This window comes from Acinetobacter lwoffii, assembly GCF_049367455.1.
Taxonomy (GTDB): domain Bacteria; phylum Pseudomonadota; class Gammaproteobacteria; order Pseudomonadales; family Moraxellaceae; genus Acinetobacter; species Acinetobacter lwoffii_W.
The window spans coordinates 2,267,000-2,290,387 of the sequence record NZ_JBMPXW010000001.1; the positions used below are offsets into that span (position 1 = coordinate 2,267,000).

The 23,388-nt window shown below is 44.8% G+C and carries 22 protein-coding genes; 10 read left to right on the plus strand and 12 right to left on the minus strand.

The window, feature by feature from the left end:
* Positions 1-10 precede the first annotated feature (10 nt).
* Positions 11-904, plus strand: coding sequence for a LysR substrate-binding domain-containing protein (locus ACO1B7_RS10810; RefSeq protein WP_191112525.1), 894 nt, complete (start codon positions 11-13; stop codon positions 902-904).
* Between the two features lie 131 nt (positions 905-1,035).
* Positions 1,036-1,650 (plus strand): glutathione S-transferase family protein, encoded by a 615-nt coding sequence (locus ACO1B7_RS10815; protein WP_253174386.1) that lies wholly within the window; start codon positions 1,036-1,038, stop codon positions 1,648-1,650.
* Between the two features lie 81 nt (positions 1,651-1,731).
* Here the strand turns inward: ACO1B7_RS10815 and ACO1B7_RS10820 are convergent, their stop codons facing one another.
* Together ACO1B7_RS10820 and ACO1B7_RS10825 are read right to left on the minus strand one after the other, a co-directional pair.
* Positions 1,732-3,336, minus strand: coding sequence for a bifunctional 3-(3-hydroxy-phenyl)propionate/3-hydroxycinnamic acid hydroxylase (locus ACO1B7_RS10820; protein ID WP_253174387.1), 1,605 nt, complete (start codon positions 3,334-3,336; stop codon positions 1,732-1,734).
* Positions 3,337-3,689: 353 nt separating this feature from the next.
* The gene (locus ACO1B7_RS10825; protein ID WP_219308707.1) at positions 3,690-3,923 is read right to left on the minus strand and encodes a hypothetical protein; all 234 of its coding nucleotides are present in this window, start codon (positions 3,921-3,923) and stop codon (positions 3,690-3,692) included.
* A gap of 391 nt (positions 3,924-4,314) precedes the next feature.
* Between ACO1B7_RS10825 and ACO1B7_RS10830 the strand changes: the two genes are divergently transcribed.
* From ACO1B7_RS10830 to ACO1B7_RS10850, 5 genes are all read left to right on the plus strand, one after another.
* Positions 4,315-5,322, plus strand: coding sequence for a CobW family GTP-binding protein (locus tag ACO1B7_RS10830; RefSeq protein WP_253139031.1), 1,008 nt, complete (start codon positions 4,315-4,317; stop codon positions 5,320-5,322).
* Between the two features lie 101 nt (positions 5,323-5,423).
* Positions 5,424-5,954 carry a YaeQ family protein gene (locus ACO1B7_RS10835; protein ID WP_026055736.1) on the plus strand — a complete coding sequence of 177 codons (531 nt, stop codon included), beginning with the start codon at positions 5,424-5,426 and terminating at the stop codon, positions 5,952-5,954.
* A gap of 85 nt (positions 5,955-6,039) precedes the next feature.
* Positions 6,040-6,663 carry an MgtC/SapB family protein gene (locus ACO1B7_RS10840; protein WP_224215651.1) on the plus strand — a complete coding sequence of 208 codons (624 nt, stop codon included), beginning with the start codon at positions 6,040-6,042 and terminating at the stop codon, positions 6,661-6,663.
* An 85-nt stretch (positions 6,664-6,748) separates the two neighbouring features.
* Positions 6,749-7,087, plus strand: a complete 339-nt coding sequence (locus ACO1B7_RS10845) for an FKBP-type peptidyl-prolyl cis-trans isomerase (RefSeq protein WP_004280661.1) — start codon at positions 6,749-6,751, stop codon at positions 7,085-7,087.
* A gap of 241 nt (positions 7,088-7,328) precedes the next feature.
* Positions 7,329-9,140, plus strand: a complete 1,812-nt coding sequence (locus ACO1B7_RS10850) for a sensor domain-containing diguanylate cyclase (RefSeq protein WP_423090190.1) — start codon at positions 7,329-7,331, stop codon at positions 9,138-9,140.
* Here the strand turns inward: ACO1B7_RS10850 and ACO1B7_RS10855 are convergent.
* A complete protein-coding gene (locus tag ACO1B7_RS10855; RefSeq protein WP_423090191.1) occupies positions 9,137-9,604 on the minus strand; it encodes a GNAT family N-acetyltransferase in 468 nt (155 codons plus the stop codon). The genes ACO1B7_RS10850 and ACO1B7_RS10855 overlap by 4 nt on opposite strands.
* A 370-nt stretch (positions 9,605-9,974) precedes the next feature.
* Here ACO1B7_RS10855 and ACO1B7_RS10860 point away from each other — a divergent pair, with 370 nt between their 5' ends.
* The 3 genes from ACO1B7_RS10860 (at position 9,975) to ACO1B7_RS10870 (ending at position 11,641) form a co-directional block, all read left to right on the plus strand.
* Positions 9,975-10,460: a hypothetical protein gene (locus ACO1B7_RS10860; RefSeq protein ID WP_253172351.1), complete on the plus strand. Its 486-nt coding sequence runs from the start codon at positions 9,975-9,977 to the stop codon at positions 10,458-10,460.
* A gap of 259 nt (positions 10,461-10,719) precedes the next feature.
* Positions 10,720-11,028 (plus strand): hypothetical protein, encoded by a 309-nt coding sequence (locus tag ACO1B7_RS10865; RefSeq protein WP_423090192.1) that lies wholly within the window; start codon positions 10,720-10,722, stop codon positions 11,026-11,028.
* 115 nt (positions 11,029-11,143) lie between these two features.
* Positions 11,144-11,641: a DUF2505 family protein gene (locus ACO1B7_RS10870; protein ID WP_423090193.1), complete on the plus strand. Its 498-nt coding sequence runs from the start codon at positions 11,144-11,146 to the stop codon at positions 11,639-11,641.
* Positions 11,642-11,763: 122 nt separating this feature from the next.
* Here the strand turns inward: ACO1B7_RS10870 and ACO1B7_RS10875 are convergent, their stop codons facing one another.
* The 9 genes from ACO1B7_RS10875 to sdsA all read right to left on the minus strand — a co-directional run bounded on the left by ACO1B7_RS10875 (position 11,764) and on the right by sdsA (position 23,323).
* On the minus strand, positions 11,764-12,438 hold the full coding sequence (locus ACO1B7_RS10875; RefSeq protein WP_423090194.1) for a DUF1345 domain-containing protein: 675 nt from the start codon (positions 12,436-12,438) through the stop codon (positions 11,764-11,766).
* A gap of 211 nt (positions 12,439-12,649) precedes the next feature.
* Complete coding sequence (locus ACO1B7_RS10880) at positions 12,650-13,099, minus strand: YbjQ family protein (protein ID WP_423090195.1); 450 nt, start codon at positions 13,097-13,099, stop codon at positions 12,650-12,652.
* 3 nt (positions 13,100-13,102) lie between these two features.
* Positions 13,103-13,459, minus strand: a complete 357-nt coding sequence (locus ACO1B7_RS10885; protein WP_005104015.1) for a YbjQ family protein — start codon at positions 13,457-13,459, stop codon at positions 13,103-13,105.
* 108 nt (positions 13,460-13,567) lie between these two features.
* Positions 13,568-15,034, minus strand: a complete 1,467-nt coding sequence (adeK, locus tag ACO1B7_RS10890) for a multidrug efflux RND transporter AdeIJK outer membrane channel subunit AdeK (RefSeq protein ID WP_004280647.1) — start codon at positions 15,032-15,034, stop codon at positions 13,568-13,570.
* Positions 15,034-18,210: an efflux RND transporter permease subunit gene (locus tag ACO1B7_RS10895; RefSeq protein WP_423090196.1), complete on the minus strand. Its 3,177-nt coding sequence runs from the start codon at positions 18,208-18,210 to the stop codon at positions 15,034-15,036. Before ACO1B7_RS10895 ends, adeK begins: the two co-directional genes overlap by 1 nt.
* A 12-nt stretch (positions 18,211-18,222) precedes the next feature.
* Positions 18,223-19,491, minus strand: a complete 1,269-nt coding sequence (locus ACO1B7_RS10900) for an efflux RND transporter periplasmic adaptor subunit (RefSeq protein WP_423090197.1) — start codon at positions 19,489-19,491, stop codon at positions 18,223-18,225.
* Positions 19,492-19,527: 36 nt separating this feature from the next.
* Positions 19,528-20,130: a phosphatase PAP2 family protein gene (locus ACO1B7_RS10905; RefSeq protein WP_004645802.1), complete on the minus strand. Its 603-nt coding sequence runs from the start codon at positions 20,128-20,130 to the stop codon at positions 19,528-19,530.
* A gap of 151 nt (positions 20,131-20,281) precedes the next feature.
* On the minus strand, positions 20,282-22,330 hold the full coding sequence (locus ACO1B7_RS10910; protein ID WP_253099835.1) for a site-specific recombinase: 2,049 nt from the start codon (positions 22,328-22,330) through the stop codon (positions 20,282-20,284).
* A gap of 15 nt (positions 22,331-22,345) precedes the next feature.
* Positions 22,346-23,323 (minus strand): All-trans-nonaprenyl-diphosphate synthase, encoded by a 978-nt coding sequence (gene sdsA / locus ACO1B7_RS10915; RefSeq protein ID WP_004280641.1) that lies wholly within the window; start codon positions 23,321-23,323, stop codon positions 22,346-22,348.
* Between the last annotated feature and the right edge of the window lie 65 nt (positions 23,324-23,388).

A 23,388-nucleotide genomic window follows, 5' to 3' on the forward strand; every position in this document is an offset into this window, starting at 1 on the left:
GAGTTATAAAATGGAATTAAGACATTTACGTTATTTCGTTACAGTGGCGCAGGAACTGAACTTTACCCGTGCCGCGGAAAAATTAAATACGGTACAGCCATCACTGAGCCAGCAAATCAAGGATCTGGAACGTGAGGTTGGCGTACAGTTGCTGGAGCGGAATAACCGTAAGGTCGGGCTCACTGAAGCCGGTCAGGCATTTTTAAAAGAAGCTTTATTGAGTCTTGAGCATGCAGAGCGCGCCATTCAGACTGCCAGACAGATCGCCAATGCACAGCAGGACCAGCTGAATATCGGTTTTGTCCCGGTCGCGGAAATGAAAGTCTTTCCTTATATCATGCCGAATATCCGCGCGCATTTTCCTGAACTGAAAGCACAGTTTCACAGTCTGACCGATGCAGAGCAGTTTAGTGCCTTAAGAAATGGACAGATCGATATTGCCTTTACCCGTTATCCGGGGCAGTTGAGTGAATTTGATTCGATCCGCATTTTTGATGAGCCTTTAACCTTGATTGTGCCGAAAGATTCCCCGGCTGCGGCCTTGCCCTATGTCAGTATCAAGAGTTTTGAAAATCAGGACTTTGTAATTAGTGATGAGCAGTCCTCACCGCAACTGCATAAGCTGATTCAGGATTTTTTTAAACAGTCCAAATTAAAAGTGAATGTGGTGCAGTATTCCACCAATATTCTGCTCAATGTCAATCTGGTGGGAATGGGCGTGGGCTGGAGTCTGGTGCCAGCCTATGTGATTCCATTGCTCGGCGATAATATTGTGGTGAAAAAGACCCTAGAACCGTTACCGATGATTGGACTGTATGCCAATTATCGCAAGGATCAAAAACATGTGGTGATTGATCTGATTTTGAAAGTATTAAAAGAAAAGTTTTGTGTGGATCTTTTTTAATATTTAAACCTTCAATCTGCCCATCTAAAAAGCCGTGCGACAGAAATGATCTGTAGCACATCCTTTTAAATCGGGACTGCAAATCACTTTATACTGAACCTCTAACAATAAAAACCGGTTGAAGCAGGATGATGAAGCTCTATAACAACCCGCAATCACGTGGCCTGACCTTGTTGCCTTTACTGAAAGAATTGCAGATTGAAGACCAGATTGAACAGGTGGAAGTCGCCTATGAGCATATGCATCAGCAGGCGTATACACAGATCAATCCGATGGGAAAAGTTCCCTGTCTGGTGGATCAAGGTGTCATTATTTCAGAAATGGCCGCTATTTTTATCTATCTGGCAGATAAATATCGTGACAAAGGATTGGCACCTGCTTTGGATGATCCGAAGCGTGGGGCGTATTTAAAATGGATGTTTTTCTGTCATGGACCCTTCACCGAATATATCGATATAAAAAATTTGCAGGTGTCGCCAGAAAATATTGAAAAGAACCGGAGAAGTTTAAGTTTTGGGAATGAAGCAGCCGTATTTGATTTTCTGCAACAGGGCATCGGGCAGGCTAGTCCTTATCTGTTGGGTGAAAAAGTCTCGGCGGCGGATCTCTATGTGGCTTACTGTTTGATCTTCGCCATATCTGCGAAAATTTTACCGCCATTTGACGAGTTTAGGCTCTTCCTGCAGCAGATGGCTCGCCGTGATTCCCTGAAAGATATCCCGTGGTTTCAAGAGTACCGAGTCTAATTCCTCTGTCTATATATTGTCCGGGAGATCTAAAACAATAAAAAAAACCACGCCGAAGCGTGGTGAAAAGTGACCCTAATATTATTTCAGGTAAAGCTTTTTAAACAGTTGCTGGCTGGTGCTTTCCATCGATTGAGGAATGGCCAGGGCAGCTACGAAACGGTCAGGACGCAAGATCACAACTGAATCAGACGTGTTGCCAAACCACGAGCGGATATCTGTGCCGATATCACCAATGGTGATGACATCTTCATACTGTTTACGCTGGCTATTTTGCAATTGCACCGCAGGAATTACCTGAATGAATTTCACGCGGAGCGTTTTCCACTGTTGCAACGTATCTGGGCTCAGACCCCATTTCGGATCGACACCCCAAGCAATAATCGCAAAATCATTGCCGATCACTTCATCCAGTAATACGGTTTCACCCGAAGCCAGCTGAACCTGAGGCTGGATAAACATCTTACCGACCGGAGAGTTCTTGGCTCCGTTACTCAAAAGTGCGCCGTCATGATATTTCGGCATCGGTTTAAAGCGCATTTCCAGCAGATATTGTTTGATCGGCTTGATATAGTTCAGGGCATAGGCAATGCTGTCACGAACAAATCCTTGCCATTTTTTCGGTGGTGCCAGTACGTGACCTGCCATCACCGACAGGTCAATCATCGCCTTGGCATGGTCTTTACGTTCGATCTGATACGAATCTAAAAGTGCTGGGCCAGCTTTACCTTGAACAACCAGTGCCATTTTCCAGGCCAGGTTAAAGGCATCACGCATACCGCTGTTATAACCCTGACCTTGCCATACCGGCATGATGTGCGCAGCATCACCGGCCAGCAAAATACGGTCGACACGGAACTTGTCGGCAATACGGGCATTATGGGTATAAACACGCTGACGGATCACTTCGATACCATCCGTGCTTGGTAAGACCTTGGACAGAAGTTTGGCAATATTTTCCGGTTTGCTCAGTTCTTCCTGCGTTTCACCCGGCATGACCATAAATTCAAAGCGTCGAATACCATGTGGCAAAGCAGCTGATACATAAGGACGAACCGGATCACAACATAAGTAAATATGCGGTGTAGCAAGCGGGTCATTCTCAAGATCGATCACGATCCATTGATTCGGTGCGGTTTCACCTTCAAAGGCAATGCCCAGGTTGCGGCGCACATAAGAATTACCGCCATCACAGGCAATCAGATATTGAGCGCGGATGGTTTCTGCATCGCCCTCTTTATTTTGCAGATTGAGTATTACGCCGTCAGCATCTTGACTAAACTGAGTCAATTGACGAGAAAACAGCACTTGGGTGTTTTTATATTGCTTTAAGCCTTGCAGTAGGACGTTATCAACTTGTGGCTGAATAAAGGCATTACGGCGCGAGAAACCGAACTCACGTGTTAAAGGTTGAATATCAGCAAAACAGCGACCTTTAGGCGTCAAGAAGCGCATCGCATGATTCGGAGTGGTATGCGGTAAGACTTGATCGACTAAACCCAAAGATTGAATGGTACGCAAGGATTCATCATCGATTCCAATCGCACGTGGATAATCAATCAAACTATCCAGTTGCTCGACAATCGTGACAGCTATGCCTTGCTTGCTCAGATAGTTGGCAATGGTTAAGCCGACAGGGCCGGCGCCAAGGATTGCCACTTCAGTAGTGTAATTAGTATTGCTCATAGCGAATGTCCATTCAATCGACTTGCATTTGATGCTATTAAGGGACAGTTAGAAGCTAGAAACAAGTTAGGCGATAGTAGCTTAAGTATATGGATAATATTGGAATGAAATAGGTGGTTTTTAAATAAACAATTGATTTTAATTATAAAAATAATAAAAATTTGATAGCCCGTATTAATTCTATGATCAGTTTTGACTATGGTGATAAATAGATTTTGTGCAATAAAAATGCTGAACCAGCATCAAGCATGATTCAGCATCGAATAATATCGGGGGCAGTATAGGACAAAGCCTACTGGAGAATTACTGTCCCTGATATTTTCATTGAAGGATTAAACGAGTCGTTCAATTAATTAACGTGCAGCAGGTTTTGCAGGGGGCGTGCTTTCTATAGCAGCTTCAGAGGCAGCAGGCTGCTCTGCAGATGCACCTGCAACAGGAGCATTCGATTCAGGTAATTCTTGTGTAGTCACAATCACTTTTTCTTCTGCAGTGGTGGTTTTCGCATCTGTGGTTTTGCTGTCAGCAAAACTGGTGGCTGCAGCAGCAGTAAGCGTAGTGGCAAGTAAGATTTGTGCATATTTCATTTTTGGCATCCTTTTATTCATGTCATGTAATCTGCCGAGCTGACCATCACATCAATTCGACAGATGCCCATCCTAAGCACTGAAATTTTACTGAGCAAATCAATTAACAAAAGCGACACGCAGGGAATAACCCAGCAGATACAAAACTGAGAAAGTTGTTTTATTTCTGTTAATTATGCGGAGTTTTATTTAATGAAAGTGTGTGTGAATATTTCAAGAATCCAATTTGAAATAAAAGTTAACATAGAAAATTGGTAATTTGGGATCATTCCATTAATTTTTATCTCTGTGATTTTCACGCCGTGTTTGCGAAGAACACGCATTTTAAAGTCACACTGTGCTTTATAATGCAGAGTATTGCTATTTCTATTCAATCTCTTGAGAGTCGATTTTGAAAATTCTGTCAGCGTCGCAGGCTATTCCTGTCCATATCATTTCCGGATTTTTGGGTGCAGGTAAAACCACACTACTCAAACATTTATTACAGCAAAAACCGGAACAGGAAATCTGGGCTGTGCTAATGAATGAATTCGGCCAGATTGGGGTAGACCAGCAGTTATTGCCGCAAGATCAGGGTTATGCGGTCAAAGAGCTGTTGGGTGGTTGTCTATGTTGCAGTAGCCAATTGCCGATGCAGATTGCCTTGTCACGCCTGCTGTCAGAAGTGAAACCGGATCGTCTGTTTATCGAACCTACCGGACTGGGGCATCCTGGCCAATTACTGGAACAGCTGACCGAACCGCACTGGCAGAGTCATTTAAACATGCAGGCATTGGTCACAGTGGTAGATGGTTCACGTTTGCATGATCGAGACTGGACTCAGCAAAACCTGTACGCAGACCAACTCAAGGCAGCGCATATTGTGGTGATTTCACATACTGACTTGATGACAACCGCAGACCACGCAGCACTCACGCAACTTCAGACAGAATATCAACCTTATGCCCAACAGTGGTTGTTCACCGAGCATGGACAACTCGATATCGAACTGATCAAGCAGGACTATCGGGGTTCCGCCCGTCAGATTCAGCCTTTGTTAAAACAGCAACAGATCACCCGTTCAGCAGATACGCCCTTAGTGATTCAGCAAATGCCTTATCATTATGTAGAAAGCGCGCAGGGTTATCAGGTTGCGGGCTGGAAATTCCCAAAACGCTGGCAATTCAATTTTTATGATCTGCTGGATCTGCTCTGTGAACAAAAAGACTGGCTCAGAATCAAGGGAATTTTTAATACGGATCAAGGCTGGAAAAGCTTTAATTTTAATCCTGAGCAGTTTAATTATCAGTCGGCAGATGAAGGCATTGATAACCGGGTAGAAGTGATTTATCAACAGTCACGGGATTGGCTGGCCTTTGAAACTGCCCTGATGCAATGTCGTATGGATCCAGAGAAATAATGGTACTGTTTCTAGTGCGCTGAATGAATTATTGGCCTAAATCTGTTCAGCAAAATAGCGCTAAATCTTATATGCTAGGCGCCAAATTTGAGGATTATGTGATGGCGTTAAAAGCGACGATTTATAAGGTTGATTTGAATATTGCGGACATGGATACGCATCGTTATGAGGATTATCAGCTGACGATGGCGCTGCATCCTTCAGAAACCATTGAACGCTTGATGGTGCGTATTCTGGCCTATGCACGCTATGCCGATGAAGCACTGGAATTTACCAAGGATCTGTTTGAAACCGATGAACCGGCACTCTGGGAAAAGGATCTGACCGGGCAACTGGTCAAATGGATTGAAGTCGGTAGCCCGGACGAAGATAAAGTCAAAAAGGCGAGTGCGCGTTGCAAGCAGGTCGCAGTCGTCACCTATGGTTCTGCGGTGGATGAATGGTATAAGCGCAGCAGCAAATTAAAAATCTTAAAAAATGTGGAAGTGTGGAAGTTATCTACCGCAACCACCGACGCATTGCCACAGTTATGCGAACGCACCATGCAGTTACAGCTCAATGTGATGGATGGTGAATGGACCTTGATTGGCGATCAGGGCCAGGTGCTGGTGGAGTGGGAACAGTTACAATAAGGCCAAATAAGGATGCAAGTCTGGACTTGTATCCTGTAGCTCAAATTGCGTATATCTGAGGAATAAGAATACGCAGGGTTGCACCATGTACCATGAACTTTATGATTTACTGCTGGCTGTCGCGATTGGCGCAATTATTGGTGCAGAGCGTGAGTATCACAGTAAATCTGCTGGATTGCGTACCATGATTATGGTCAGTCTGAGTTCCTGTTTATTTACCATTATCTCCCTGAAAATAGGCGTGGCCAATCCTGACCGGCTGGCCGCCAATGTCTTGACTGGACTGGGTTTTCTGGGTGCCGGTGTTATCCTGAAAGATGATAACCGTATTTCTGGAATTACCACCGCAACCACGATCTGGATGACGGCAGCACTCGGCATGGCGGTCGGTGCAGGCTATGAACTCTTAAGTATTTGGGCTACTTTTATTGTCATGGCGGTGCTGGTTCTATTGATGTATGTCCAGCGCGGCATTGAATCTCTGAATCAGGAACGCAGCTATGAAATCGTCTGCCCATTCGATCAGAATGATTCTGATCACTACGAAATGTTATTTAAACGTTATCAGTTAAAAGTGGTGCATTCCTCACAAAAAAAAATTGATCAACAGATTGTCGGACGCTGGATTCTGATGGGATCGGCCAAGAATCATCAAGAATTAACCCAGTATTTACTCAATGATAAGAATATTCAGGAACTCAGCTTTTAACCCATCAATGGCCCAGACTTAAAAATATAGAGCATTCCAGTTTATACTGAGCTTTGAATTTTATGCTCCTCTCAGGTAAATAACCATGATCAACGAACTTGAAATTATTGATTTAAAAGTAGGCGAAGGTAAAGAAGCGGTAAAAGGTGCCTTAATTACCACGCACTATACTGGCTGGCTGGAAGATGGAACCAAGTTCGATTCTTCAATTGACCGTGGTAATTATTTTGAAACTGTCATTGGTACCGGTCGTGTGATCAAAGGTTGGGATCAGGGTATTCTGGGAATGAAAGTTGGCGGTAAGCGTAAACTGATGGTGCCTGCACATTTGGCCTATGGCGAACGCAAAATGGGTAAAGTCATTCCGGCCAATTCCAACCTGATTTTTGAAATTGAATTGTTTGACGTAAAAACACGTGATTAAAATGATTTAACTAGCTGAATATAAGTTATATTTTTTATTCAAAGATATACGCTGGTTCCGGTGCAGTCGCTTCAAAATAAGCTGTGCCGGAGAAGCTACAAAAAACATCTAAAAAGATTTGAAATCAAAAATATTCCTTGTAGATTATAAGAATAATAAAGAATTATTTTGAGATATAACGTATTTGCATAACTTGATAAGGAATGTCTGTTTTTTCGTATTTGTCTGTGCCTTGAGCTGGATGACTTGCATCATAAGTTCAGCAATCGCTCAGGATGAACTCCCTTCGCCGTCATTTCAGCAGCAATCTCACGACCATATTACTGAAGTTCATTTTACCGAACATAGCACTAGTGCCTTGCAGGGAAAATGGCTGTTTTATCCGAGTCAGTTTATTGTTCAGCCCAGCCCCGTACTCCAGTCAAAAACAGTTGAATTGCCAGCCTCTTTTAAAACTCTGGCGGGTTCAAACTCTGGCTACGGTACCTTTATTGGTTATTTTAAAATTCCGAAAGAATTTCTCGGGCGACGCATCGCGATTCGGATTCCAACCCAATACGGCGCCTATCGGGTATATGTCAATGGACAGTTTATTGTCCGTCTCGGGGAAATCAGTACCATACCTGACAAACAGGTGACTGAGAAAGCACCGCGTATTGGCTATTTTGTTCCAGACACTGAGTATATTACCTTAAGCATTCAGGCTTCCAATTATACCCACTTGCATGGCGGTCTCGAACGACCAATGCAGATCGGCGTTGCAGCTACCATCAATCGCCAATTCCAGCAGCTCATGATGAGTATCGCCATGGTGTGTGGGGCGGTGCTTGGGGTGGGGATGTTTACTATTCTATTTTCGGTATTCAGGGGATCACAAGAACGTAACAGTAAAAGTATCTTTGTTTTTGGCTGGTTTATTGTCTTTTTGGCCCTGCATAATCTGTTTTCTGCACCTTATGCCTATACGGTATTTACCAATATCAACTGGCTGTGGGGAGCCCGCTTAGAGTATCTGTTTACTTTTATTGCTGCCTTCTTTTTTCTCAGTTATATGCATCTGTTTAACCGGCGCTATTTAAATCCAGTGATTTATTATATCGCGGTGGTATTACTGGTCTTTAATATTATTTTTACATTATTCTCACCTCCTGAGATATTTGAACGTCTCGCCCTATTTAGTGCGATTTTTGCCTTGGTTATCATCGGTAATTTTATTTACGGCTTTTATCAGACCTTACGTTATAAAGAGCATTATTCGCGTTTAAATCTGATTGCGATTATTTTTCTTTGTGTCACCTTTTTGAATGATTATCTGTTGCTGATCAATGCAATTGAAACCACGTATCTGTTTTTTATCTCTACCAGTATTTATGCCTTATTAATTATGTTTCAGCAGTCCAGACATTATGCACATCAAACTTATGAGACTGAACAGCTAAACCTGAACCTGATCGCGCTCAACGATTCACTCGATCAAAAAGTTAAAGAACGGACCCAGCAGCTGCGTGAAGTGAATGCCAAACTGGAACAGCAAATGAATATTGATGCACTGACCGGGGCTTTTAACCGGCGTGCCTTAAATCATGAAATCCAGCAGCAGTTTTTACAGACCCAAAAACAGCCGCAACATACCTTGATTTTTGCCATGCTCGATGTCGATTTTTTTAAAAACTATAATGACTACTATGGCCACTTAAAAGGCGATGAAATCCTGAAAAATCTGGTCAGGATTATTCAAGGCGCTTTGCCACCGTCTGGCTATCTGGCACGTTATGGTGGTGAAGAGTTTGCGATTCTGCTCACTGGAATGCCGGTTCAAACCGCCCTGCAAAATCTGGAAAATGTGTTAAACCAGATTCGGGAACAGCGTATGCAACATCTGAATCGGCCAGATGCAAAAGATTATGTTACGGTCAGTATGGGCGCGGCCTGGGTTGAACAAAAACATGGCTATGCAGATATTCATGAATTGATGAAAGCGGCAGATGTGCAGCTTTATGCCGCCAAACAGGCAGGGCGTGATCAGTTAAAAATTGAAAAAGAGGCCGATTAAAAAACATATTTATACAGATAACGCGATTCATCTTCTGACTCGGCAGAATGTGGATGAAAGCCGCAGTGCTGATAATAACTTAAAGCAGTTTGGGTAGACTGTATTTCAATCTGATGAATTTTTTTCTTTAATAAAGCGTGATGCATTTGATGAAATAACTGGGTGCCAAATCCCAGTCTTTGGCAGTGTTGGGCCACATAATGTATCCGGATTTCTCCAGCATCACTGACCAATAAGAAGCCGACGACCTTGTCATACACGAGATAAACCCAGCAATCGTTATACAGCATATCGACAATCAGGCTGGCATGATCAAATTTTTCGAGCCAGGTCTGAATTTTGCTTTCTTCACGCTGATGATCTAGTACACAAGACTGAATGCTGTCATGAATGACCTGAATAATTTGAGGTATATCTTCCACCCTCCCTTCACGAATCATACTCTTATTCATTTTCTCGAACATTTACAGGGAAGGTTTATTGGATAAAAAAGAAGAGGGTAAAAAACAGAACAATATTGTAGTTTTTTGAGAATGTTTGCTGTGATTTTTCCAGGTGAAGATCGGTTCTGTTGCTGATTTGTCCTGTTTGTTTATCTCAAGTTCTTGAATCTCATTACAGAGTTAAAAATAAAAAATCAAAGTAAATCAATTTTTGAATAAATTGAAGTTTGAATCTGAGCACAAATGAGCAGCAGAGAAGATAAATAGTAAAAATAAGCCTCAAGTTTGCACTGTATAAAAAGTAGACGTATGCTGAGTCAAAAGGGACTATTCAAATGAATCTTGATCCTATAACCATAAAAATAAAATTAGTCACATGAGATCATCAACCATGCTGAAATTACTGCTGTTGTTATGTGTTTTATTCATGTTGAATGCTGCCTGGATCGTAGGCATAAAGATCTATAAAGCTCAGCGCCATCTGGCGCGTCAGCGACCAGAAAAACCGGCACAGATTTCCAGCATGACAGAGCAAGAGATCATCGAACAAGAGCAGCAAGTACATCTGGTGGATGCTTATGAACTGGAACTGTTTGACGATGTGGCACAGCTATTCTTTCAACGGCAGGTGCATATTGAGAATCGGGCACAGGCCGAACAGTTACAGCAAGAACTATTACAAAAAATGCCGATGCACAGTGGCACCCAGATTCGTCAGATGGATTTAGGTGAATGGTCTATTTTCTGGAATTTTTATGATCAGTCGCTGGAATATTATGTCGGTCGCTATGGCGTATTTTATGCACATGTCGACCGTTTTGGAGAAGAGCACCGGCATGAAATTCGCAGGGAACTTTTGCATTCTGACTGTGCTTAGAACACCACTTTTAGTCATTCTCTACGATTGAAGATCTCAGGCTACGTACTTAAGCTATTGTAATTCAGAAAAGGTATCTCATGCCTTAGCTCAGATTTTTTCTGCCCCTTGGCGGAAATAGCTCATATAATTTATCTCCTTTAAGCCATAATCTTGCGCTAGAAAAACCTTAAAACTCGCGAGTCGTATCCTCGAAATACTCATTTAGAATTTACGAAGTCTGGCGAGCAATGATCCGGACTAAAAAGGCAGGAGTGCTATGATCATTGATTTTCATCAAGCACAATTACAGAAGTTTATTGCACTGGCGATGAAGATCGAAGCTGAGCCTGAACTGTATTTACAGTTTGATTCGGTCTCGGATTTTTATAAGGCTGACTGGTTGCAGGCTTTCCCGGTTGGTACAGAATACTATGTTTCCGGTCTGGACGATGGTGCAGATGAGTTTCATGCCGTGATTTATTATGGCGAAGCGCAGCTACAGATCAGCTGTGGACAGGCACAGCTTTTAGTAAAACTATGTTGCAAACATTGGCCGGATTGCCGGTATTTCCCGATAAAAGAATAATGACATCCGCTATAAAGTTGATATAAATTGCAGATTCATCTCTGTATTTGATTTTTATTCGCATTGGTCGGGAGTGGCATAGGCGAATATCGTAATAACAATAAGGAAAAAAAGCATGGCACATCAGTTCACTGTGAAAGCAATTATCAATGGCGTGTCTATTGATGAATTTAAGCGTTTGGCCAATGATATTCGTTTGCATGAGGCAGTTTGCCATCGAATTCCTGCGCAAAACTTGGAAATCCTGGTTTCAGAAAAGCAGGGACATATGTATACCCTGAAACGTGCTTATAATCTGGATGTCAATATTCCGGATATGGCAAAAAAATTACTAAAAGACGCATTCCGTTTGCAGCGTACCGATGTCAGTGATCTGAATGAAATGACCTCAACGGTACAACTCGGTGCGAACTTGCCGATCGAGGCCATCTGTCAGCGTGCAGTCACCGGAGATGAAGACCAGATCCAGTTCCAGTTAAACTGGACAGTCAAAGTCAAAGTGCCTTTACTAGGTGGCATGCTAGAAAAGCATGCTGAAGGTGAGATTCGTAAATTTAGTGAAATTGAACTCAGCATTGTCGAAGATGAATTGCGTAAAGGTCTCACCGCTTGAAGCAATCAAAAAGTGTGATTGACTTAATTTAAAAACTGCTCAGGTTAGACGCAGGATAGTGGTAGCTGATTGGGCGGTAGATCGCTATTTTCAGGGTGACTGTCACTATCCAAAAAACTTTTTTAAGTGCTGATAAAGTTTGCCGTCACATTAATACTGATGGCCAGAATGGTGGTATTGAATCCGTAGGCCAAAAGCAAATGTAGGGTATTGAGAACCCGCATGGATTGGCAAGTAATGGATACATCTGCAGTTTGCGCAGAAGTCCCGATGATATAACTAAAATATAGAAAGTCCGGATAAGTCGGTCTTGCGGTATTGGGGAAATCTAGTCCACCTTGTTGCTGTTTGTCGAGCGCCAGATAAAAGTCATGAGCATAATGAATTGCAAAAATCGTATGCATCAAGAACCAGGCTGAAATAATGGTCAGAACTGACAAGACTAAATGACCGGTTCGGATGGTAGTATCTTTGGGTAAGTGATTAATTTCAATAATAATCGCAATAAAACACATGATCAGGGTGATGATCACCAAAAACAGAATAATCCATTTGCTGGCATCTTGTTGCATGGCGCGTTGCAGAATATGTGCATGATCAATGCGCCAGAGTTTTTTTATGGTCAATAATAAATAAGCATAAATCGCGATATTCCAGCTGATCAACAGGCAGCTTGACCAGCTCAAAGGGGTGACTGTTTGTAAAACCAGATAAAATCCAATGATGGCTGGGAAAATAATAAAGAAATACAGACGGGATTGAAGCGCCGTTTTTATAGACTGAAGAAACTGCATCATGCCATTTATATTTGTTTTGCTGACTTCTCAAGATCCTAGCACAGAACCGTTTGCAATAAAGCAGATTGCACCGGCCTGAGTATCAGCCTCAGTCATTTCCTCTACGACATTTCATCCTAAAGGTGTCGAACTGATTCAAGTTGAATCATTTGACTGCGCGGATCACGCAGCAGGCGTGATCATCTCAATAAATTTTTTTCTGGACTGGCTTTTAGACGGATTGAGCGGGTTGTTGGATTGCCGTGCCATAAGCAAAGACTTCTACCATGCCACCTTGCATACCGAGTTCAGTCGTGCTAAGCCGAATGCCCATAATTTGCGTCGCCCCGATTTTTTCGGCTTCGAGTTTTAAACGTACAATCGCTTCACGTCGTGCGCGTTCTACTACACTTTCATAGCTGGTCAGGCGGCCACCCAGCATATTCTGTACATTGGCAATCGCATATTTAAAATAATCATGGGAAATCACGACATTGCTGCTGATCATCTGTCCGGAATATTCAGACACCATAAAGCGGCTATTGTTCACCCGGATATATGCCAAGCGTTGTTCCTGTTCATCCAGATAACGAAAATGTTTACGTTCGTTATAACGACCAAAGCCGAAACCGACACTAAACAGAATGGCAAAAATGATGATCTGGAGAATTAAACCATCCATGCTTTAATCTGCCTGCGGAAAAGGGTCGGGCAATTTCGGCATGATCGGATCAACGACTACGGCTGTCCCATAAACAAAGAGTTCAGAAGCACCTTGGGCAATATTAGAGGTCGAGAAACGAATGCCGACAATCGCATTGGCACCCATGCTGCGGGCTTTTTCAATCATGCGGTTCATGGCTTCCTGTCGTGATTCTTCCAGCAGTTCGGTATAGGCGGTAAGCTCACCACCGACAATATTTTTCAGGCCGGCCAATAAGTCACGTCCGACATGTTTGCTGCGTACGGTACTGCCATACACCACATCAATTTGCTGGCGAATGGTATGTCCCGGTACAGATTCCAGATTGCTAAGTAACATGTGCATGTTTTCTAAATAAATCGCTGGTCTATGACAATAGGAAAACTGCCTCGAAAATGCAATAAAAAAAAGCCCACCGAAGTGAGCTTTTCCTGATCTGTCTGGAATTTATTGCGCTGGTTGTTCTGCCGCACGGCGCTGTTCAGATACAGACGGGGTATTCGGCAAGGTATCCGTCGTATTGACTTTCAAGCCGCCCCCCAGGGTTTTGTAGACTTCAACCTGATTGTTCAGATTGGCCTGTTCAAGCAATAACAAACCTTGTTCTGCTGCATAAGACGCACGCTGTGCATCCAGTACCGTCAGATAGCTGTCAATTCCGGCGCGGAAACGTGCCTGCGACAAGCGATAGGTGGTATTGGTGGCTTCGACCAGACGGCGCTGAGCTGCCAGACGGTCACCAATATTCTGACGTACTGCCAAGGCATCATTCACTTCACGGAAAGCAGTCTGAATCGACTTTTCGTAATCTGACAAGGCAATTTGCTGATCGGTTTCAGAAATACGGATATTGGCCTGACGGGTGCCCCAATCAAAAATTGGAATATCCAGACTCGGACCAAATGACCAAGCAAAACTGCCCGACTTAAACAGGTCGCCTAAATCAGTAGAGGCATAACCTGCTGAACCAGTCAGACTAATTGTCGGGAACAGACGCGCACGTGCTGCCGCAATATTGGCACCTGCCGCAGATAGACGGTATTCAGCGGCACGGACATCTGGACGGTTAATTAATAGATCACTTGGCAAGCCTGAACCCAATGCAGTATTGGAAGTGATGCGGGTCACGCGTTGTGCTGGTAATAAATTCGCAGGCACTTGCTGACCGACCAGCAGGTTTAACAGGTTTTGTGCCTGTGCTACCTGAGTGCGGTAATTCGCAACATCATTACGTGCTGTTTCAACCGAGATTTGCGCCTGACGCACTGGAAGCTCGCTGTCGATCCCGACATCAAAACGTTTCTTGTTCAGATTGAAAGATTCAAGCTGAGCTTTTAGTGTTTGTTCAGCCAAAGCCAGATTGGCATTGGCAAACGAATAGCTGAGCCAAGCCTGAGACACCTGACCAATCAAGGCAATTTGCGTCGCATCTCGCGCACTTTGGGTCGCCAGGAAACTATCCAGTGCATTGTCACGCAAGCTGCGGACACGTCCCCAAAAATCTAGTTCATACGCAGTTACACCCAGTCCGACATTATAAGTCGTCACTGCACCACGATTCTGGGAATTCATGGTGTCCTGGCGCAATACGCTACCACTGGCACCAATCGTCGGTAACTGGTTGTTTTCAGTAATCTGATACTGTTGCTGAGCTCGTTGAATATTGAGGGCAGCAATACGCAAATCACGGTTATTGTTTAATGCCAGATCCAGCACCTGTAACAGGCGCTGATCGGCAAAAAAGTTTTTATAACCCTGTTCTGCTACAGAAGTACCAGACGCATTGGTATAGCTGCTCGGGATATCTGCCTGCGCAACCGGCTCTGGACTGCGCATGCTTTGACAGGCCGTCAAAGCAAGCGCAAGGGCAGATACCGCAATGCTACGACCTGTAATAGACCATACATTTTGCATTACGACTTATACTCCTGATTTTGTTGTTTTGGTTTGTATTTAAAGACACTTCGAATCCACACGTAGAATACCGGGATAAAGAAGATACCTAACAAGGTCGAGCTGATCACGCCGCCGAGTACACCATAACCGACTGAATGCTGGCTACCTGCACCTGCACCTGAAGCCAGAGCAAGCGGTAATATACCAAAACCAAAGGCCAACGTGGTCATGATAATTGGACGTAAACGCATTTTTGCCGCATGCAAGGTTGCTTCAAATAACTCTTCACCTTGTTCCTGCAATTCTTTCGCAAACTCGACAATCAAGATCGCATTTTTCGCAGAAAGACCAATCACGGCAATAATCGCCACCTGGAAGTAAATGTTATTCGACAGGTTCGGATTTTGCAGTAATACCATTCCACCAAAGGTGAGTAATAATGCACCGACAATACCCAATGGGACCACCAGTAGAACCGAGAATGGAATCGACCAGCTTTCATATAGGGCTGCCAGACACAGGAAGACGATCAGCAGTGACAAGGCATACAGGAACGGCGCCTGTGCACCAGATTCACGCTCTTCTAAAGACAGACCTGTCCATTCGAAGTCGAAACCTTGCAAGCCCATTTCTGGTAACTTCGCTACAATTTCTTCCATGGCCACCATTGCATCACCCGAGCTGATACCCGGAGCAGGTGTACCCTGAATGTTCATGGACGATACGCCGTTATAACGCTCAAGACGTGGAGAACCGTAGGTCCATTCGCCTGTGGCAAACGCCGAGAATGGCACCATTTCACCGCGATTATTACGCACATACCATTGGTCCAGATCTTCCGGCATCATACGCGAGCCAGCTTCACCCTGAACATAGACTTTCTTGACACGACCGCGATCAATGAAGTCATTGATATACGAACCGCCCCAAGCAATACCCATGGTACTGTTAATTTCAGCAACACTCACGCCCAATGCACCGGCTTGTGCATGATCGACAATGACACGGTACTGTGGATTATCTTCCTGACCATTCGGACGTACACCAGCCAGACGCGAGTCTTGTGCTGCTAGACCGAGGATGGTATTACGTGCTGCCAGGAGCTGGTCATGACTTTGACCACTTGCAGCTTTGAGCTGTAAGTTAAAGCCAGCCGACACACCCAGTTCAGGCATAGCCGGTAATTGCAGTGGCATGATGTAAGACGCATCTTTGACAATCATGTTCAGCGCCATACCACGTTGAATAATGGCACCGACTTGAGATTCCGGACTGTGACGCTCTGACCAGTCTTTCAGTTTAATAAATGCCAGACCTGCGTTTTGTCCCACACCCGTGAAGGAGAAACCTGCCACACTAAAGACCGACTCGACATGCTCTTTCTCGTTTTCCAGGAAATAGTTGGTCATGGTGCTGACCACTTTGTCGGTACGTTCCAAGGTTGCATTTGGCGGTAACTGAACCAGCGTCATGACCACGCCCTGGTCTTCATCCGGTAGGAACGAAGAAGGCAGTTTCTGGAACAACAGCACAATAATACCCAGTACCACGGCATACACCACGCCTGAGAAAATCTTGCTGTGAGTCATGCGGTTGACGCCGCCCTGATATTTCACAGAGACCTTGTCAAAACTGCTATTAAACCAGCGGAAGAAACGCGCAAAAATACCATTACTTTCCGGCTTGTTCGGATCGTGCTGTTTCAGCAAGGTCGCACACAGGGCAGGGGTAAAGGTTAAGGCAACCACCAGTGACAAGACCATCGCTGTGACCAGCGTAATCGAGAACTGGCGATAAATGACCCCGGTAGTTCCACCGAAGAATGCCATTGGAACGAATACTGCCGACAGCACCGAGGTAATACCAATCAATGCGCCAGAAATCTGTTTCATCGACTTTTCAGTTGCAGAAACCGGATCCAGATGCTCTTCCACCATGACCCGTTCGACGTTCTCGACCACAACAATCGCGTCATCGACCAGAAGACCAATCGCCAGTACCATGGCAAACATGGTTAGGGTATTAATCGAGAAGCCGAAGACATTAATCACGGCAAAGGTACCCAATACCACGACTGGAACTGCCATGGTTGGAATAATGGTAGCACGCCAGTTCTGCAGGAACAGGAACATGACCAGGAACACCAGAATAATTGCTTCGATTAGCGTTTTAACTACACTCTTGATTGACAGTTCAATAAATGGCGTGGTGTCAAAAGCCAGTTGGTCGACCATGCCTTGCGGATAGTTCGGACGTAACTGCTCTAAGCGTTCTTCTACTGCTTGGGCTGTATCAAGCGCATTAGCACCAGTGGCAAGTTTAATTGCCACACCACCAGCTGGTTTACCGTTAAACTTCGAATCAAACTGATAATTATCTGCACCAAGTTCAACCCGTGCAACATCACCCAGACGGACTTGCGCGCCCGAAGTGGTGTTTTTCAGGAAGATATTGCTGAACTGTTCTGGAGTTTGCAGCAGGCTTTGTGCAGTGACAGTCGCATTCAGGACTTGTCCTTCAACAGCGGGTGCACCACCGAGTTGACCCACAGCGACCTGAGCATTCTGGGTACGGATGGCAGTCGCAATATCACTTGGCGTGACTTGCAGGCTCGCCATTTTGGCTGGATCAAGCCAGATTCGCATAGCATAAGAACCACCAAAGACCTGAACTTCACCCACCCCAGCCACACGGCTTAAAGGTTCAGAAATGTTCGAATTTACATAGTCTTTGATATCATCGGCGGTCATGCTGCCATCAGGTGAATAGAAAGCCAATACCTGCAGGAAGCTGGCGCCTGATTTGGTAACACGCACACCCTGACGCTGTACATCTTCAGGCAGCAGGGCAGTCGCAGACTGTAATTTGTTCTGGACCTGAACCTGTGCGATATCAGGATCGACACCTTGTTCAAAGTTCAAGGAAATAGACGAAGAACCGTTACCCGCACTGTTAGATGAGATATAACGCAGTCCATCCAGACCATTCATTTGCTGCTCGATGATCTGGGTTACAGTATTTTCGACCGTTTCAGCAGATGCACCTGGATAAGTCGCAGAAATCGTGACTGTAGGCGGTGCAATGGTTGGATACTGGGCAATCGGCATTTTGGTCAGGGTCAAAATACCCGCCAGCATAATCACCAATGCAATCACCCAGGCAAAGATAGGACGATGAATAAAGAATTGAGCCATAAACCTTACTCCTTATGCTTTAGCAGCAGGTTTTTGTTCAGATTGTTCTTTTGCATCATCCGCTTTTTGCGCTGCACCTGGTTGTTGGGCAGCAGGTTGTGCAGCACCCTGTGGTGCAGCAGCTTGAGGCTGGTAAGGTTTAGCCACGACCTGTTGTTCCGGTTTTACTTTCGCAATACCATCTACAATCACTTTATCGCCTGGATTCAGACCTTCAGTCACAATCCAGTTGCTGCCTTGAGAACCAACGGTAGTCACTGGACGTGGCGTCACTTTATTGTCAGCACCGACCAGCATCGCCATTGCCTGACCTGTTGGGGTACGAGTCAAAGCTGCTTGCGGAATCAGGAAAGCATTCGGTACTTCACCCTGTACGATTTGCGCAGTGGCAAACATACCTGGAAGAAGCAGATGATTTTTGTTCGGGAATACCGCACGTAAAGTCACGGTACCTGTTTCCGGGTTCACGCTAGCATCAGAGAATGCAAGACGGCCTTCAACCGGGTAGATACTGCCATCTTCAAGCTTTAACTTGACTTTGGTATTGTTAGAGCTGTTCAAGCTGCCTTGATTAAGCTGTTGACGTAAACGTAAAAGCTCGGCACTTGACTGGTTGATATCTACATAGATGGGATCTAGACGCTGAATCGTTACCAATGGCTCTGGCTGATTCGCTGTTACCAAAGCACCCGCCGTCACAGACGAACGGTTGGTCTGGCCTGAAATCGGCGCGCGTACAGTCGAATAGCCCAAGTTGATTTCTGCATTACGCAAAGTTGCGCGATTGGCATTCAAATCAGCTTCAGCCAGTTTGACCTGTGCCGCGATGTCATCATATTCCTGTTTGGAAATGGCATTGGTACCGACCAGTTGACGGTAACGGCCTTCCTTCACACGCAATACGCCCAGATTGGCTTCAGCACGGGCAATCGCTGCACGGGCATTGTCTACTGTAGTGCGGTTGGTGCTTGAATCGATTTCATATAAGGCCTGACCTTCACGCACATAGCTGCCTTCCGTGAACAAGCGTTTAAGCACCACGCCACTGGCTTGTGGACGTACGTCTGAAATTTCAAATGCTGTTGTACGACCTGAGAGCTCTACAGACTGCTCTACACTTTGCGGTTGTGCAACAAGAACACCGACTTCAGTCGGTGGCATTTGTTGTTGAGCACCAGCTTGCTGGCCCTCTTTAGGATCTTTGCTACAACCAACAAGTGCAAGACTTGTTGCCATTGCGCAAGCAGTCAGGGCAGGTGCCCAAAGCTTTGCAGAAATCATTATTCCACCTCTAATTAGATTTATATCTAAATTTTCTTATTTGTGAGCCGCGCAATATCTGATCCAGACCATATACCACAACGAAATCCAAATAAAACTGATACTCCAGCCGGATATGACATCTGAAGGAAAATGTACGCCCAGATAAACTCTTGAGATCCCCATCATCAGCATCCATACCACTGCACCGATCACGATGAGGGTATAACGGGAATGTTGCCGATGGATGTAAATTGCCAGACAAGCCAGACAGGCCGCATATAGACTATGGGCACTTGGAAAGGAACTTCCAAAGCTTTCAACCAGATGCAAGGATTCTGGTGGTCGGGGTCGGGCAATTGCAAATTTCAACAGCCAAGCTAGGAGAATTCCTCCGATAATTCCGATACATATAAAAATTGCGTTTGTATACTTTTTATACCACAGCAATGCAATACACCATAGCGTGGATAAAAATAATACAAATGGCATGCCACCTATTAAGGATAAGGACTGAGTAATTTGATTCCAAAACTCGGTGCGATACAGACTCATCCATTCCACAGCTTGCAAGTCGAGCTCGTTTAAAGCGGGAATATTCAGGATGAACACACTGAAAATTAAAAATAAAATACCGACAAAAAGTAACAAGTAATGCATGCCAAAAATCCTTGTCCTTTTAACCGTTCGCAGATCGGTCAATTGTCTGACCAAAGTGTACTTGTCAGTACACTTTTTTTCAAGTGTGCGTATTTTATGCGAATTCCATTTTTTTCGTAAGGAATTTGTTGCTAAATATAGTGTAATTATCTCAGTTTTGAGTTTTTGTCGATGTATGATTTTCGTCAATTTCAATGCTTTGCTTGGGTGGCCAGAAGAAATCACTAGGTCGGGTCAGGAAGTGCGTCATGACCAGTTTTGCCAAAGGTTTCCACTGTTCAAAACGCACCCGGCGTGCGCGTAAGGCTACAATAATCGTCAGAGTGAAACTGACAAACAAGTTGGTCAGGCCAATGAGTAACACACCCAGAAAAGACACTACGATCAAGCCGATATCGGGACCATTGATCGTAATTAGACCCTGAATAAAGTTGGCAGAGGCAAAGGCGATATGGCGAATATCCAGTGGCAGACCGAGAATAAAACCAAGGGTACCCATACTGCCGAGCATGATCCCGAAAATAAAATTACCCGCCAGTGCACCCAGATTGCGTTCGATATAATCAGCAAAACGGTAAAGACGTTCTTGCCCCATCAGCTGAGATAACCGCACATGGGCTTTCAGGCGCGGACCAACTTTGCGGTAAACGGCCATATTGTCAAAATAACCGGCCAATAATCCGGACAGGAACAGACATACCCCGGCAATCGCTGCATGCGGAATTGCCAACGAAGTAAACGGATTCAGGTCATGCAGGGTTTTGGCAGCCTTGGCATGATTCATTAAAGGTTCATGCAGCGCAAAATCCCACAGCAGGGTAATCAATGCTGCTACTGGAATCGCAATCGAAATATTGCCCAGAATGGCGACAAACTGGGTGCGGATGATATTTACAATCAGCGCAGCCAGCTCGGCAATCTGAGCCATTTTCGAGCCTTTACGCTGCTGTACGGTAGCAGCCAGTGCGGCAGCAGTCATCGCCGGCTGTTTGGTTGCCACGGTAAAATGCAGCACATGAATTAGCATAAAGCCTAGCGAATAGTTCATGCTATAGCTAAAGGCCTGCATCAAAGGGGCCATGGTGAGGCGTGTCATCAGAACTTTTAAGGTGGCCATTGTTGCGATGATGGCACCAGCCCCTGCAGCCGATTTATACATGGCCAGAAAGCCTTGCTTGTCGGTACTCACATAATGTTCACCAGTCTTGCTGGCATTTTCAGTTACCTGTAAAGCTAAAAGTTCACTATTGGTAGCCAGCAGGGCCCGCACACTGCGTTCACTATAAATTGCTTCAGTAATGTCCGCCATAAACAGGCCAATGGATTGATAACGCAGATCATCGTCATCCATCACCATATTCAGCAGAATCTCAACCCGTTCCAGACACTGTTCTAGCAGTGCCAGCATATAGGTCAGGCTGACACTGACGCCAGTCCGCTTGGTAGAACGGCGAATCTTGGCCACGACATCATGACATTGTTCCAGCATCACCAGCGCTTGTGAGGCATCCGGTGGGGTAATCGAATCGACCAGGGTGACTGTGTTATAACGTTTTTTATATTCCTGAATAAACTCGTTAATCTCACGATTCTGCACCAGAAAAGGAGATTCGTATTCCATCAGTTCAGGCTGGGCATTAATAAATTCAGGGTGCAGACCAATACCACTGATCCGGTACGACAAAATGGTCAGTGCCTTGATTAGCTGGTCTTTAATCCGGGTTTTTTCAGGTTGATTGGAATGTCCCTGATTCAGGACTGCAAATAAACGTTGCCAGTCATCTTCATCAAAATAGTCTAGCCAGTATTTATCAGTACGTTGATAAAAAACCTTGCGAAATAATTCCTGAAGTTGTTGATGGTCAGGAATCAGCGGCAAGACATGTGCACCAAGGCGCTGGTTTAGCTGGTTCCAGAATCCATCTAGAGACAAAATGCCGGTATCGGAAAACAGACCGGTCTGTTTATAGCGGTTAATGATCCGCAGGGTAAAGGTTTGAAGCGTGGCAACCGCATTCGGGGTGAGTAATAAAGCCCGGATAAATGCATTGAATTTCGCTTCGATCTCTTCGGTATTTCTGCTGTCTTCAGGTCTGATTCTTTCAACCAGTTCAATCAGAAGATTTTCATCCAGCACCGCCCGAGGTTGTTCAAGCTGGTGTTGCATGTTTTGAAAAAGATCTAGAAAATTAATATGCATAGGCGAGTTTAAAAGTTACTGAATTCGGTGTAGGGCCAGTTTGGCCAGATTAATCAGGGCCTGACGATATTCGGAGTCAGGTAATGCCTGTAAGGCATCAATTGCAATTTCAGTTTCTTCTGTAGCACGTTGACGGCAATAATCCAGCGCACCAGATTCATTGACAATTTGAATGACCTGTTCCAGATGTTCCGTACCGCCAGTCGCAATACTGCGACGGATGATTTCATGTTGCTCACCGGTGGTGTTTTTCAGTGCCGCAATCAATGGCAGGGTCGGTTTACCTTCCATCAGATCATCACCAATATTTTTGCCGAGCGTGTCCGCATCGGAGGTGTAATCTAAAATGTCATCAATAATCTGGAAAGCATTGCCGAAATGTCCGGCAAAGGTTTTTAAAGGCTGACGGAATTCATCTTTATCCGACAAAATGGCAGCACCTTCGGTGGCCAGTTCAAACAGGCGCGAAGTTTTGCCATGAATAATATTCAAATAAGTCGCTTCAGTGGTTTCCGGTTGATGCTGGGATTGTAGTTGCAGCACTTCACCTTCAGCAATTTCACAGGTACCGGTCGAAAAATCTTTGAGCAACACCATGTTGTTCAGATCGACCAGCAAATCAAAAGCACGTGAAATCAGAAAGTCACCGACTAAAACCGCAGTCTGGTTATTCCAGGTCGCATTGGCCGTCGGGCGGCCACGGCGCAGGCCAGACTCATCCACCACATCATCATGCACCAGTGTTGCGGTATGCAGCATCTCAATGATTGCAGCCAGTTTGCGATGCGGTTCTAAATTTTCAGCACCACACGCCTTGGCGGCCAAAAGGCACATAATCGGGCGCATACGTTTGCCACCCGCTTCTACCACATGTTTGCTGACAGCCATCACTAATGCAACTTTTGAGGTAATTCCTTCATTAATGAATGTGTCCATCGCAGCAAAGTCGTTAGCAACAGGCGCGAGAATGTCTTGCTTAAAGTCGATGGTCATGTGAAAGAAAACCTCTAGTCTGGTAAATCGCTGGGCGTAGTTTAACAATTTATAACATGAGTGAA